Below are 13,855 nucleotides of genomic sequence, written 5' to 3'. Positions count from 1 at the left end.
TTTTTTTAGTCGATGATCTTTTCTGCTGTTCCAGCATTTTTTGTCTGTCTTTCCTTTTTGAAGTTTGCAGAATCTATTTTTTTCAAAAATAGGAAATAAATAAAAAAACTAATTGCCAGCACGATACCTTGTAAAATCGCTGCAGGCACTCCGCCTACTAAAAAACCCGAGAGGATCGGCGGTGTTGTCCAAGGAACTTGGACCGCTGTAAATAAAGGAACAAATCCAAAATATAAAGCGGAATAGGTAATCAATCCTGAGAGGATCGGCGCGAAAATAAAAGGAACAGCCATCATCGGGTTCATCACAATCGGTGTGGAAAAAATAATCGATTCATTGATATTGAAAAAGGCTGGTAAAAGAGAAAGTTTTCCTAATTCTCGGTATTTCCTCGATTTCGCAAAAAACATCATAAAAAATACAGCCCCTAACGTCAAACCTGCTCCGGTAACAGTCATGAATTGATCAAGAAATTGCTGAGTAACGATATGCCCGCCATTTGCCACAGTCAATTCTTTTCCAGAGGCTAAGATTTCTGCATTTGCTAATGAGTTTGCTTGTAAGATCGGACTAACCAACCCATTGACCATCGCAGATCCATGAAGACCAAATAGCCATAAAAACGGGACAAAAAAACCTAATAAAAGCACACCGAATAACGTGTCTATCAACGATTGGATCGGAAGCTGGACGTACGTCCATATTCCTTGAATAACAGTCATCCCGAACAACTGTTGAAAAACAGCTGAACCTATAAGCGTAAAAATGACTATAGCAAGTATTGGAATCAATGAAGTAAAAGACTGCCAAACATTTTCAGGAATCTTCCCATTTTGCCTCCACCCTTTCGCAAATCTTGCTAAACGTGCATAGCCCCATCCGATGAGGAGCCCGGTTGCAACTGCTCCTAGTATCCCTTCACCGCCTGTCCAGATATTATCTATCTCTCCCTGAACATTAAGTGGCTGAATAAGTAGTAGGTAAGCAGACAAGGCTGTCATGCCGACTGGCAAGCGATCGATGTTTTCTTCTTTTGCATAAGCATACGCAATAGCAAAAACGATCCAAAAGGCTATCACGTCAAATGTAGCCTGGTATACTTGTGTAAAATACATAGAAAATCCTGTTTTGTCTATCCACTGAGCGATGTAATCTACAGGAAAATGAGCAAATAAGAAAAACAGCGAGCCAGCTATAATTATCGGGATCGTATAAGTCATTCCATTACGCAAAGCAGTTAAGGGTCTAAGATTCACAACAGATGTTATCATTGGTAAAAAGGCACGATCTAACCACTCTTTCATTTCTTATCTCCTTCATCTTCTATTTGATTAACCAGTTTTCTTAATTTAACTATACCTAATGAACACGAACCATGAAAGGAATGCGCACTAAGCTTTTCAAAAAACGGATTCTTTAACGAATATCCAGTAACTGCTTACAATGGACAGGAATAAAAAAGGAGGTTTTTTATGAAAATCGCAATCATTGGCGCTACTGGTCATGCAGGTTCATTTATTTTAGACGAAGCATTGTCCAGAGAGTTAGATGTGACGGCAATCGTGCGTCATCCAGAAAAATTGCCATCAGATGTTCCGTTTATACAAAAGGATTTATTTGAGTTGACAGCTACTGACCTTGCATCTTTTGATGTTGTCGTTGATGCTTTCAACGCTCCTAAAGGAAAAGAAGAAATGCATCAAACTTCTTTGTCCCATTTGATTGAGATACTTGAAGGAACTGATACACGCTTAATCGTCGTTGGGGGTGCCTCTTCGTTATTCTTGGATACAGAAAAGACGACTCGTATGATTGACCAAGTACCTAAAAATGCACCCTTCTATCCAACAGCTTTCAATATGTACGAAGGATTGCTAAAATTGAAACAATCTAAAAATCTACAGTGGACTTATATCAGTCCAGCTTCTTTATTTGATCCACACGGCAAGCGTACAGGCACTTATTTATTAAGTGATGATTATCTACAAAGAAACGCTGCTGGCGACAGTACGATCAGCATGGCAGATTACGCGATTGCATTAGTAGATGAGATACTGGATAAACAACATGAAAAACAGCATATCAGTGTAGTCAGCCGATAACACGGTTGTTTTGTCAATGTTCTGAAAAATAAAAACAGAAGATAAAACCAACACTGATTGATTTTATCTTCTGTTTTTATTTTTTTATTGACTGAACTATTTAAATCGAAAATAGCTCAGTTGCTTCATCTGGATCTGTGTCATAGATTTCAAAATCATGTCCAACGCCAAAATCTTTTTCTTTCAAAACATTTTCCATCGTTAAATGAGCAAGTTCTTTCATATTGTTTTCCTTGCTAAGATGACCAAGATAGATCCGTTTGGTCCGATTACCGATCACATCAGTCATGACAAGTGCACCATCTTCGTTGGAAAGATGCCCTCTATCTCCTAAAATACGCTGTTTTAGATTCCACGGATAAGGTCCCATGCGTAACATCTCAAGATCATGGTTACTTTCCATCAAATAACCATCGGCATTTTCAATGACACCTCGCATGTAATCACTGCAGTATCCGGTATCCGTCAACATGACGAATGAACGGTTTTCTTTATGGAAACGATAAAATTGCGGAGCTGCTGCGTCATGGGAGACGCCGAAACTCTCAATATCGATATCGCCGAATGTTCTTACTTTTCCCATCTCAAATAGATGTTTTTGTTCCACTGGTACATTCCCAATCAGCGGCTCCATCGCTTCCCAAGTCTGCTGATTGGCAAAAACATCCAAATGATACTTACGAGCCAAGACACCCACACCATGTATATGGTCTCGATGTTCATGCGTCACAAGTATTCCATCTAATTGGTCCGGTGTCCGATCAATTTGAGCCATCAAGGAAGTGATTTTTTTACCGCTAAGTCCTGCATCGACCAAAAGCCGTTTTTTTTCACTTTCGATATAAAGTGAATTACCCGAACTTCCACTTGCTAGGATACTGATTTTAAAAGCTGGTTTTTCTTCAGCCATTTGACTCCTACTTCCCTTCTTACTTTGTAAACTTTTTTCATTATACTCGCTTTTTTATTGATCTTCCACTTTTGGTACAGTGTTGTTTGTCACGATCGTATTGCTGAAAGCGTTGACGCTCTCGATTTGAACCACTTTATCACTTGTTTCGATCGCTACATGCCAAACAGGAACATACACATTTTTTTCCCGAACTTTCAGAATACAGGAATAAGCTAGTTGACGCCATAAGATTTTTGATCCTCTTGGTATTTTGTTATTGATGTACAATGTATTGATTGCTTCCTCTTCTGTATACAGTTCCGTCTTTTCACGCAGCTGCTCGATATCAGATAAATGCGTCTGCATGTATTTCGTGATACTATAATCGTTATCGTTTTTTTCTAAAGAAAGAACGATTTTTGCTGTATCATCATTGAACGGAATACCTTCATACTCTTGGCTTGCTTGGATTTCTAGTGGTTCTTCTTCTAAATGAGAAAAGTTTTTCGTATACACATACTCATTACCGAACAAAATATTGTCTTTGTTAGCTAAAAAATCTTCCAAAGAACTGCTGATCTTATCTGGATCAATCACGTTCTTTTCAGATTCTGAGCTGGATAAGGATTTTGTCAAAACATCGCCGTCTAAAAACACGCCACTTTCCAACAATCCGCTTTTACCAGCCTTGCGATAATTTGCTAATGAAGTGCTAAGATTGGTCTGTTCCGCGCTAAGATAATAGCCTTGCTTGCTCTCAGAAGAAATCTTCCCCGTATAAGTGATATCGTCACTAGCCAGACGTTGTTGGATGGATTCAGTCTGATCAGAACGAATAACATTATTTTCTTGGTATACCGCATCATGATAACTGCTGAATAAAAACACATTCAACCCTAAAAAAGCGACGAAAAATATCCATTCGATTTTTTTAAAATCCAATTAATTCGCCTCCAATCCAGGTAATTTTTCCAGAAGGTCGTTAGCTGAATACCAGTTATCTTCATATTTCACATACCATTCAGGTAAGAGATCAACGACGCGATTCGTTTCTTTAACATTTTGCCATGTATAGCCAACGATTACTGAACCAATCTTGTTGCTATCTGCTCCCTTAGCTTCCAGCTGCTGGATGATTTCATTCGTACTTGCAAGTTCTACTTCTTCATCTGAAGGTATCGGTACTTGAATCGTATTCAAACTGGTTTGAATATTCACTTGCACCGAACCGTTCGTTTCACCGCCAACTTCCACACCGATCTGTCCTCTGCTGTCCGTCCCAAAAACCGGGAAGCCTTCCACGAAGATCCGGTAATCGATGGTATTGTCACTGCGGTCAAAATATCTAAGATTCCCTAAAGAACTGCCTAATTTGCTAATATAGGGAAAACTTTCAGAAAATACACTAGCATTTTCTTTTTTCTCTGGCAGCTCTCCTCGAAAATCAACTACTTGCGTTTCCGAATGGATAGACATCGTTTCATTCCCACCGTAAAAAATCAATTCATTGCTTTCATCATTATTCTTCACGCTATCTGGTTTCTGGAAAAAAGCATTTCTAAAAAGTGTATAGGGTTGCTGCGAAAGGATATAGCTGTACTTTTTCAACTTGATTGAATGTTTCGTAGCATATTGGGTGTCGATCGTCGACGGTTCTGTTGACATTTCTGTCCATTTCGTGTCGTTTGCTGTTAATTCTTTGTTGATATCCTCCCAATTCAACGAAATATTCGCTTCATATACAAGGTGGTTCGAATAATTCAAAAATCGGATTTTTTTGTTTTCTTGATCGAATTGTATTCTAGTAAAATACATATTTTCGCTTTCTTTTGCCAAATTCGAGACGTCTACATCTAAATCAAATGCTTCCTTATATTCTCTTAGCAAAAAAGGCGCATTATAGGCCAACTCGAAACCAGATGTCAGGTTTTTCACTTGTTCGAATTGTGATTCATCTCCCGAAACGACTTCAGAAAGTTTCCCGAATCTTGCTTTATCGATGATCAATTGCAATCGGTACACGAGATTTTCACTGTTGGTTTCTTGGATCGTTCCCGAATGGTGCCACGTGACATGAAGCGGAAGAAAAACTTCAGAAGTTTTCCGATTGCTTTGAGACTCGATCATTTGAGTGTTTGTCTCATCGACGCTGATCGAACTTTTCCCTGCTGGACTCAGCCAGATGGCATAAGAGAAATATAAACTTAATGCAACCATCAAAATAAGTCCTACGCGAACGACTTTTTCAGAAATTCTCATTCCCACCATTCCTCCTCATAAGGTTCGTATGGCAGCGAGATATAAAAAGTCGATCCTTTTCCTTCCTTGCTCTCTGCCCAAATCGCGCCTCGGTGCGCCTTGATTACTTCTCTAGAAATAGCTAATCCAAGTCCTGTCCCACCTTGTGCTCTAGCACGTGCTTTATCTACTCGATAAAATCGTTCGAACACTCGGTTCAGATCTTTTTTAGGAATCCCCAATCCTTGGTCGGTAATACTTAAAATCACGTTATTATGCGTTTCTAATAAGCGACAGGTGATCGTTCCCCCATCTGGTGAATACTTGATCGCGTTATTCATGATATTATCGACTACTTGGATGATTTTATCTGTATCTACTTCGACCCAAAGATCTCTTTGCGTGAATTCGCGACGGATCTTATAATTTTTTTCTTGGTTTCCCACCATCATATCAAAACGGTCAAGAACAAAATTCACTAACTCGTTAAAATTGACATACTCTAATTGAAGCTGGGTATTTCCTGTATCCATGCGAGATAGATTCAGAAGATCATTGATCATTCGAATCATCCGATCTGTTTCATCCAATGTTACTTTCAAAAAATTTGGTGCTACTTCTTCGTCTTTCCATGCACCTTCGCTCAATGCTTCGATATAACTGCGCATGCTTGTCAGTGGTGTACGAAGCTCATGGGAAACATTAGAAACGAATTCACGGCGTTCCCGTTCTGTTTTTTCTTGTTCTGTCACATCATGCAAGACAGCTACTAATCCGCTGATAAAACCTGATTCGCGACGGATCATGGAAAAGTCTACTCGTAAGATCATCTGATCGCTCTCCAATGTACTGGTTGAACGGTCAAGTACCATTTCGTTTGGATCTTCTAACAATTTACGCAAGGTATATTCTTCTTCGATATCCAAAAGTGTCAAAATCGATTGTCCAATTGCTTCCTCATTTTTGACATCTAGCAAGGAAACAGCCATATCATTGATCGTAATGACTTTCCCCCTGCGGTCTGTCGCGATGACGCCGTCTGTCATATGAGACAGCACGCTATCCAACCGATTGCGTTCAGCTTCCATTGTATCTTGAGCTTCTTCGATACGTTCAGCTAACTGATTGAAGGTATCAGCCAACTGCCCTAGTTCATCTTGTCCATGCACTTTGACTTTCCGGCTGTAGTCTCCTCTGGCGATTCGAATGGCTTGTTCTCTCATTTCACCGATTGGCTGAGTAATCGAACGAGCAACTAAAACGGAGACGATCATTGAGATAAACGCAGCAATCAGTGAGGCAGTAAAGAAAATGACTGCTGTATTATTGATCTCCGAATATTTTTGTTCGATATTACTTTTGACGTAAAGAGCCCCGATAACGGCATCGCCGGTCGGGGACAGGATCGGTTGAACATTGATATTCACCCGTTTATCGTCGTTATCTAAAGCAACATACCGTTTAGTTGTGAAATCATTGATATCGACATAATCATTTTTCTTTCCCACAGCGCTTTGTTCATTGACATCAGTTGTTCCTCGGATGATCCCTTTTTCGTCAACGACCCGTATTTCGATGATATCGCTAGTCGCACTGTTTTCAATGAATCTCTTGATATTCGCATTTACCTCTTCGTCATCTACGTTATCTTTTCGATTTAATTCCGGACTGATTGTCGTCGCTAATGATTCCACCGTTTGATTCATATCTTTAATAAATGTATTGATCGTGGAACGTTCCAATCCACGTATAAAATAGGCGCCAATAATTTCGATCGAGATCAATAAAATCAAAATAAAAGTAATAGCGATCTTAAAATTGACTGATCGAAAAAAGCGGACTTTTCTTTTCATCCAATTACTCCTGTTCTGGGTTACGCAAATAGTAACCGACACCACGACGTGTCACTAAATAATTTGGATGGCTTGGATTATCTTCGATCTTCTCGCGCAACCGACGAACAGTTACATCCACTGTTCGTACATCTCCAAAATAATCATAGCCCCAAACCGTTTGTAATAAATGTTCTCTTGTCATCACTTGCCCAAGGTGCTTCGCCAAGTAAAAGAGTAGTTCGAATTCACGATGTGTCAACTCGATTGTTTCTCCTCGTTTCGTCACCATGTAAGCTTCTGGATGGATGGTCAAATCACCAATCGTCAATTCCGCAGGAGCCGCATCTTCTGGTTCCCTCGTAGCCGTGGCACCACGACGAAGATTCGCTTTGACCCTTGCCACTAATTCTCGATTGGAAAATGGCTTAGTCACGTAGTCATCCGCGCCTAATTCTAAGCCTAGGACTTTATCAATTTCAGAATCTTTGGCTGTTACCATAATGATTGGCATGTCATACGTTTTGCGTACCTCACGAGCCACTTCTAAGCCGTCCATTTTAGGTAGCATCAAATCCAGTAAAATCAAATCAGGTTCTACCTCAGCAACTTTTTCCAAGGCTTCTTCCCCATCATATGCAGTATAAACATCATAGCCTTCTTTGGCTAAATTGAATTTGACGATATCCGAAATCGGCTTCTCATCATCGACAACTAAAACTTTTTTCATAAAGAGCCACCTCTTATATATTATTGTCACACCTTTTCATTATACCGTATTTCTGGTTTTGTTTCATCTTTGCCTATAAAACAAAAGAGAAAATTAACATGGGAGTGCAAAATACTTTCTTTTTTTGTTCTAACTTCAATAAAAAAAGGAAAACACTGATTTTCACCTCATTGTCTTCCTTTTTTTGATTTATCCTTCTAAAACTTGTACACCGACACCTAATAATCCCGGACCAGTATGGACTACTAATGCCGGAGAAATTTGACCAAAGTAGATTTGGTTTGCTTGCGGAAACTCTCTTTTGAGCCTCGCTTCCATTTCAATCGCTTCTTCTTTCGCATCACCGTGGGCAACGGCTAAGTTAAAAACCTTGGCATTGCCGATTTTTTCTTTGACATAAGCAACCGTCTTATCCAAACTTTTTTTACGCCCTCTAGCTTTTCCTACTGTGTAATAGATTCCTTCATCATTACAGGAGATGATCGGGTTAAGCTTTAAAGCGGTTCCTAAAATAGAAGCAACCAAACCAATCCGTCCACCTTTTTGGAGATATTCCAATGTCGCAACATTAAAGAAAACTTTTGTTCTTTCGACTAATTCATTCAAATTACTGATCAGCTGATTCCACTCGACACCGTCTTCTAGCCATTTCGCTGCTTGTATTGCAGAAAAACCCGCACCAATACCGATATTTTTCGTATCTAGTACATACGCTTCTAGTTCTTCTTGCTGTTCTGCAATCAAACGAACCACGTTATACGTCCCGCTCAATCCGCTGGAAATCGTTACCGCAAGTACTTTTTCATAACCATCTTTTTTGATTTGCTCAAAGATTTCTGTGATCGACTCACCATCAGGCAAAGATGTACCTGGAATTTCCTCTGGCAAACGTTGATAGATTTCTTCAGGTGTAATATCTATTTTATCTGTATATACCTGATCTTTATAAATAATTTTCAAAGGAATCATGTACATCTCATATTTTTTTATCAATTCTTCTGGCACATCCGTACCAGAATCTACTAAAATCGCGATTTTATCATTTTTCATTTGTTTTCTCCTCTTTTAAGTATTCGGTTTCTAGAACAATCGTTTTTTCCGCAAGAAGTTTCATTGCAAACGATAAAGTTGCTGCTCTTACAGCAATATATTCTACAGGGGTCGCCTGGTCGAATTTTTGGGGATGGGATTTGCCTTGTGCTAATTGGCTGACCATCCATACAGCTGCTTCTTGTTCATCACAGAATAGATTATAAGCTTCACGAATCCCCACTGTTTTTCCTTGGAACAATATTCCTTCTTTGATTTCAGGAATAGTCAATACTTGTTTCAATGTAGTGATTGCAAGTAAAAATGCTACATGTTCTTTGTTGTATCTTTTTTTAACTGGCGCTGGTATCAAACCCAATTTAACGTAGTTGTTTACCATAGAGGAGGTTAGCAATGGATGCTTTTCTCCTTGTATCACAGGTGAAAGATAACGATCAACTAACGTTCTGACTTGATCCATATAAAGTTCTAGGTCGGGGAGCTCTTCCCAGTGAGGCAGACGGAATGTTTCCAGTTCTTTTCCCCACTCCATTAATTGCTGACGCATTTTTTCCATCGTAATCGCTCCTTTTTTCATTTCATTAACATGATACCAAAGTTACCATAAACATTCAATCTAGTTATTTGAACTAGATAATTTAATTAATGGAATTTTATAAAAGCAAAAAACAAGAAGGCCAAGCCTTCTTGTCTTTTATCGTTAAGAACAGGAGACCCGCCGGGGAGACGGCGGGAAAGGAGTAAAAAATGAAAAAAGTGTTAGGGTTTGTTCTCTTGCAAGAACTTTGTTTGTTGGTATGCTTATATAATAACGAGCAAATGTGAATAATCTATGAATGATTTCCTATAAGGAAGTAAAGATTTTTCTGATTTTCTTTAAATGTAGTCTTGCATTTTAAAATTCTTAGTGCTACTATTATTAAGTACTTTTTGTATGGGCCGTTAGCTCAGTTGGTAGAGCAGCTGACTCTTAATCAGCGGGTCGCGGGTTCGAGCCCCTCACGGCCCATTGGGTGCCAAACCCACGAGAATGGTAGTTTGTCGGCGTCTTCGGACGTTTCGAAGACGAACTGCGCATTCTCTTTTTTTATAGGCAAAAAAAGAGACAGACGAATATGGAGCTTCCAAAACTGGATTTTTGATCCAATTTTGGAAGCTCCATTTATTTTGTTTCCGTCTTTTTTATTTTTTCCAGCTTTCGACTAATTCTTGGTTCTCTTTGATCCATTCTTTTGCTGCTTGCTGTGGATCTTTTCCATTGTTGATTTCCAACATGACTTTTTCCATATCTTTTTCTGACCAATGGAAATTGTCTAATACTTTATAAGCTTCTGGCTGGTCTTCTTTCAATCCTTTTCGAACCATCGTATGGATCTGCTCTTCGCTTCCCATTCCGTTTTCAGGATCTTCCAAGTATTTCAGATCATATTTGGCAAACATCCAATGAGGTGTCCATCCTGTAACTACAATTGGTTCGTGTTTTTTGATTGCTTGTCCTAGTGCAACGGTCATTGCTCCTGAAGAAGATGTCTCGACTTTCCAGTCTTTCAAGTTGTCATATTTTTGGATCGTGTTTTCAGCAGCCGTAACTACACCAGCTCCTGGCTCAATTCCTATAATTTTCTTACCTGCCTGATCGGTTAACTCATCGATCGAATTTACATCCATGTAGGCTGGTACTGCTAAACCGACTTTTGCTCCTGTCAAATTGGCACCTAGGTCTTCGACTTGATCTTTATATTGTGCATACTGTGAACCATGAGTTTTAGGTAGCCAAGCTGAAACCATGGCATCTGACTCGCCATTTGAAACAGATTTCCACATGATTGAATTATCTAGCGGTGTCATCGTTACATCATAGCCCATTTGTTTCAACACTTCACCGACTACATTTGTTGAAGCAACTTCTGTATCCCATTCGACATAAGACAAGTTGATACGTTTTGTTTCTTTGGCAGAAGAAAAATTTCCTATACCAATCGCGCCTAAGATCACTACTACTACAGCACCAATGATCAATCCTTGACGTTTTTTACTTTTTTGTGTTGCAGCTCCTGCAACTTTCTTATTGTTTGGCTGATTCAAATGCTGCGTAAAACGGTCAATGATGATTGCTAAGATAACTAATGCAACCCCGTTGACAAATCCATTCCCGACTTGTGCTCTTTGTAAAGCGGACAATACTCCCCGTCCTAAGCCGGGTGCACCGATCATAGAGGCAATAACGACCATTGAAAGTGACAGCATCGTTGTTTGATTGATCCCTGCCATAATCGTACTTTTAGCTAAAGGCAATTCTAGTTTGAATAGTTTTTGACGACTTGTGCTCCCGAATGAATCAGAAGCTTCTACTAACTCTTTCGGTACTTGTCGAATCCCTAAATTCGTAAAACGAACGGTTGGTGGCAAAGCAAAGATGACTGAGGCAAATACCCCTGGCACCATCCCGATACCGAAAAATGCAACTGCTGGAATCAAATAAACGAATCCTGGCATCGTCTGCATAAAGTCAAGGATCGGCTTGATGATGCTTTGAGCTTTACTGCTTTTTGCCATCAAGATCCCTAACGGTACACCTATGATGATGGAGATCACACTAGATAAAAGAACAAGTGTGACAGTATTCATCAAGTCATTCCATAGACCTTGGTTATAAATAAACCATAGACCAATCAATGTGAACAACGTAAGTCCTGGACGTTTCTTAGAAATAAAGAAAGCTGCTATCGTCAATAACAAGATAAACAAAGGCGCTGGGATCACTAACAGTAAATTTGTAATCCCCGACATCACTGCCTGTCCGATCGTTTGTAAAAATGAAAATAGGCCAGAAAAAGTTGTCGTAAACCATTCTGTGATATTTTCTACCCAGTTTGCCACTGGTAATTGATAGTTTAATAGATTATTCATGTTCACTCACCTCGCTTGTTTCTGCTAATGCTTCAATCACACTACCTCGGATGACGACACCTTTTAATTTTCCATCCTCTACAACTGCAAGCGGAGTCGGTGAATCATAAATAATATTGAAAATATCACTTACAACCATGTCTTTTCCGATCACCGTCACATTTTCATCTAAGAAGTCGATTAATGGACGTTTTTGCTTCCTAGCTTCTAACGCCTGATCTGCAGTAATGATCCCTTTCAGGTGTCTCTTTCGGTCAACAGCCATCAGCATGCTGACTTCTTCATTACGCATCCTTGTCAATGCGACATTTGGTCCATCAGATTCGATATTCGTCGTCAATGCAGGTACCATGATGTTTTGAGCAGTAAGCACTTTGGAACGATCGACTTCTTCCACAAATTCACGTACGTAATCATTTGCTGGATTGGTCAATATTTCTTCACCTGTTCCAATCTGCATGATTTCGCCGTCTTTCATTAATGCGATTCTGTCCCCGATCCGTAAAGCTTCATTCAAATCATGGGTAATGAAAATAATCGTTTTTTGAACATTGGCTTGCAGGTCCAGTAATTCGTCTTGCATTTCTCGTCGGATCAGCGGATCAAGAGCCGAGAACGCTTCGTCCATCAGCAAGATCTCAGGATCATTCGCTAAAGCTCTGGCTAAGCCGACCCGTTGCTGCATCCCACCAGATAACTGACTAGGATATTGGTCTTTAAATGAAAGCAGACTAGAATTTTCTAATGCTTTTTCTGCTTTTTCTTGTCGTTCTTCTTTAGGTACACCACGGACTTCTAACCCGTATTCTGTATTTTCCAAGATCGTTCGGTGTGGAAACAGACCGAAGTTTTGGAAAACCATATTGATTTTATGACGACGGACTTCTCGCAATTCTTCTTTACTTAACTTCGATACATCTTCTCCATCAATATAGATACTGCCTGAAGTTGGCTCAATCAGACGATTCAATAGACGGATCAATGTGGATTTCCCACTCCCGGAAAGCCCCATGATCACGAAGATTTCTCCTTCTTTTACGTCAAAATTCACGTCATACACACCAACCGTCGCACCGGTTTTCTTTAAAATCTCCGTTTTCGGCTGGTGATCATTCATCATATCTAAAGCGGCTTGTGTCTTTTTACCAAATATCTTTGTTAAATGTTTTACTTCTACTTTTACCAAACAAATTCTCCTTTTTTATGTAAATTCATTTTTCTTTCTGAAAAAAGTGACCACACTATGTTAACATCATGTAGTCACTTTGTCAAAAATGAAAGAAATTTGCTTGTCCAAACAGAAAAAAAACTTGGTTAAATCTTTATAAATAAAAGGTTTAGCCAAGTTAATATTTTTTATAATATTTCACACAATCATTCTGCAAGCTGATGTTCCGGGTAAAAAAAGTTTGTCATACGCTGTAGCGTATACTCATTTCCAATAAAATGAACGATATCCCCTGCCGTAAATTTAGCATAAGGTCCAGGTGAAACAAGTAGTTCTTCGTTATGAGAAATTGCGATAACTGTAGCACCAGTCGCCTGCCAGATATTCAACTCGCTAATCGAACGGTCCAGATGCATTGCTTTTTCTGATAAAGACAATTCAAACGGAAGTAAAGGGTTCATCTTATGTATTCGCTTCGTTTGATTGACCAGCTGATCCAATAATTGAGAAAAATGATTCAGCTCATCTTGTTGCTTCTCCACACTCGCCATGATTTCTGCTTTTGTATCTTGGATAGATTGTACATCTTGATACTGCAATAGGAAATCTTTTGCTTTTTCTTTCGAAGCAACAAATGCCCCACTCCCATGCCGTACTTCCATGATCCCAAGATCTACCAGCACATTGATAGCCTTTCGGGTAGTCTCAGGAGAAGCATTGTACGTACTGGCAAGCGTTGAGCGAGCATGGATCTTCTCACCCACTTTATATCGGTTTTCAACGATACGTTCGGCTAAATCAACAGCAATCTGCTGATAGCGCGGGCGGACGATTTTTTTCTTTCCAGACATTTTCTTTCCTCTTTCTTTTTTTACTTTCCCTCATCTTACTATGCTCTAGCAAAATAAGCAAAAAAGGGGAGAACAGCCTCTT

The 13,855-nt window shown here is 39.5% G+C and carries 12 protein-coding genes and 1 tRNA gene; 2 read left to right on the top strand and 11 right to left on the bottom strand.

The window, feature by feature from the left end:
* Positions 1-5: 5 nt before the first annotated feature.
* On the bottom strand, positions 6-1,304 hold the full coding sequence (locus AB3I00_RS11205; protein WP_368025217.1) for a PTS sugar transporter subunit IIC: 1,299 nt from the start codon (positions 1,302-1,304) through the stop codon (positions 6-8).
* A 168-nt stretch (positions 1,305-1,472) separates the two neighbouring features.
* Here AB3I00_RS11205 and AB3I00_RS11200 point away from each other — a divergent pair, with 168 nt between their 5' ends.
* Positions 1,473-2,102: an NAD(P)-dependent oxidoreductase gene (locus AB3I00_RS11200; protein WP_070770130.1), complete on the top strand. Its 630-nt coding sequence runs from the start codon at positions 1,473-1,475 to the stop codon at positions 2,100-2,102.
* Between the two features lie 100 nt (positions 2,103-2,202).
* Here the strand turns inward: AB3I00_RS11200 and AB3I00_RS11195 are convergent, their stop codons facing one another.
* The 7 genes from AB3I00_RS11195 to AB3I00_RS11165 all read right to left on the bottom strand — a co-directional run bounded on the left by AB3I00_RS11195 (position 2,203) and on the right by AB3I00_RS11165 (position 9,400).
* Positions 2,203-3,012, bottom strand: coding sequence for an MBL fold metallo-hydrolase (locus AB3I00_RS11195; RefSeq protein ID WP_002288854.1), 810 nt, complete (start codon positions 3,010-3,012; stop codon positions 2,203-2,205).
* A gap of 54 nt (positions 3,013-3,066) precedes the next feature.
* Positions 3,067-3,936 (bottom strand): two-component system regulatory protein YycI, encoded by an 870-nt coding sequence (locus AB3I00_RS11190; protein ID WP_002290596.1) that lies wholly within the window; start codon positions 3,934-3,936, stop codon positions 3,067-3,069.
* Positions 3,937-5,253 carry a YycH family regulatory protein gene (yycH, locus tag AB3I00_RS11185; RefSeq protein WP_002328930.1) on the bottom strand — a complete coding sequence of 439 codons (1,317 nt, stop codon included), beginning with the start codon at positions 5,251-5,253 and terminating at the stop codon, positions 3,937-3,939.
* Positions 5,250-7,085, bottom strand: a complete 1,836-nt coding sequence (walK, locus tag AB3I00_RS11180; RefSeq protein ID WP_002290593.1) for a cell wall metabolism sensor histidine kinase WalK — start codon at positions 7,083-7,085, stop codon at positions 5,250-5,252. Before walK ends, yycH begins: the two co-directional genes overlap by 4 nt.
* A gap of 4 nt (positions 7,086-7,089) precedes the next feature.
* Positions 7,090-7,794 (bottom strand): response regulator YycF, encoded by a 705-nt coding sequence (gene yycF / locus AB3I00_RS11175; RefSeq protein WP_002290592.1) that lies wholly within the window; start codon positions 7,792-7,794, stop codon positions 7,090-7,092.
* 189 nt (positions 7,795-7,983) lie between these two features.
* Positions 7,984-8,844, bottom strand: coding sequence for a DegV family protein (locus AB3I00_RS11170; RefSeq protein WP_002374830.1), 861 nt, complete (start codon positions 8,842-8,844; stop codon positions 7,984-7,986).
* Positions 8,834-9,400, bottom strand: coding sequence for a DUF1836 domain-containing protein (locus AB3I00_RS11165; RefSeq protein ID WP_002290590.1), 567 nt, complete (start codon positions 9,398-9,400; stop codon positions 8,834-8,836). The genes AB3I00_RS11170 and AB3I00_RS11165 overlap by 11 nt, the downstream gene beginning before the upstream one ends.
* A gap of 380 nt (positions 9,401-9,780) precedes the next feature.
* Between AB3I00_RS11165 and AB3I00_RS11160 the strand changes: the two genes are divergently transcribed.
* Positions 9,781-9,853 (top strand) — tRNA-Lys (locus tag AB3I00_RS11160).
* Positions 9,854-10,026: 173 nt separating this feature from the next.
* Here AB3I00_RS11160 and AB3I00_RS11155 read toward each other — a convergent pair.
* The 3 genes from AB3I00_RS11155 to AB3I00_RS11145 form a co-directional block, all read right to left on the bottom strand.
* Positions 10,027-11,754 (bottom strand): ABC transporter permease/substrate binding protein, encoded by a 1,728-nt coding sequence (locus AB3I00_RS11155; protein ID WP_368025215.1) that lies wholly within the window; start codon positions 11,752-11,754, stop codon positions 10,027-10,029.
* A complete protein-coding gene (locus tag AB3I00_RS11150) occupies positions 11,747-12,940 on the bottom strand; it encodes a glycine betaine/L-proline ABC transporter ATP-binding protein (RefSeq protein ID WP_002287805.1) in 1,194 nt (397 codons plus the stop codon). Before AB3I00_RS11150 ends, AB3I00_RS11155 begins: the two co-directional genes overlap by 8 nt.
* A 188-nt stretch (positions 12,941-13,128) precedes the next feature.
* Positions 13,129-13,773, bottom strand: coding sequence for a GntR family transcriptional regulator (locus tag AB3I00_RS11145; protein WP_002287801.1), 645 nt, complete (start codon positions 13,771-13,773; stop codon positions 13,129-13,131).
* Positions 13,774-13,855: the final 82 nt, after the last annotated feature.

Source organism: Enterococcus sp. C76, from assembly GCF_040886985.1.
GTDB lineage: Bacteria > Bacillota > Bacilli > Lactobacillales > Enterococcaceae > Enterococcus_B > Enterococcus_B lactis.
This window is presented reverse-complemented; position numbering and strand designations above follow the sequence as displayed.

Bases quoted from the DNA above. Each gene is read 5' to 3' on its own strand.
- AB3I00_RS11205 (WP_368025217.1), bottom strand. From the start codon at position 1,304: ATGAAAGAGTGGTTAGATCGTGCCTTTTTACCAATGATAACATCTGTT.
- AB3I00_RS11200 (WP_070770130.1), top strand. From the start codon at position 1,473: ATGAAAATCGCAATCATTGGCGCTACTGGTCATGCAGGTTCATTTATT.
- AB3I00_RS11195 (WP_002288854.1), bottom strand. From the start codon at position 3,012: ATGGCTGAAGAAAAACCAGCTTTTAAAATCAGTATCCTAGCAAGTGGA.
- yycH (WP_002328930.1), bottom strand. From the start codon at position 5,253: ATGAGAATTTCTGAAAAAGTCGTTCGCGTAGGACTTATTTTGATGGTT.
- walK (WP_002290593.1), bottom strand. From the start codon at position 7,085: ATGAAAAGAAAAGTCCGCTTTTTTCGATCAGTCAATTTTAAGATCGCT.
- yycF (WP_002290592.1), bottom strand. From the start codon at position 7,794: ATGAAAAAAGTTTTAGTTGTCGATGATGAGAAGCCGATTTCGGATATC.
- AB3I00_RS11170 (WP_002374830.1), bottom strand. From the start codon at position 8,844: ATGAAAAATGATAAAATCGCGATTTTAGTAGATTCTGGTACGGATGTG.
- AB3I00_RS11165 (WP_002290590.1), bottom strand. From the start codon at position 9,400: ATGGAAAAAATGCGTCAGCAATTAATGGAGTGGGGAAAAGAACTGGAA.
- AB3I00_RS11155 (WP_368025215.1), bottom strand. From the start codon at position 11,754: ATGAATAATCTATTAAACTATCAATTACCAGTGGCAAACTGGGTAGAA.
- AB3I00_RS11145 (WP_002287801.1), bottom strand. From the start codon at position 13,773: ATGTCTGGAAAGAAAAAAATCGTCCGCCCGCGCTATCAGCAGATTGCT.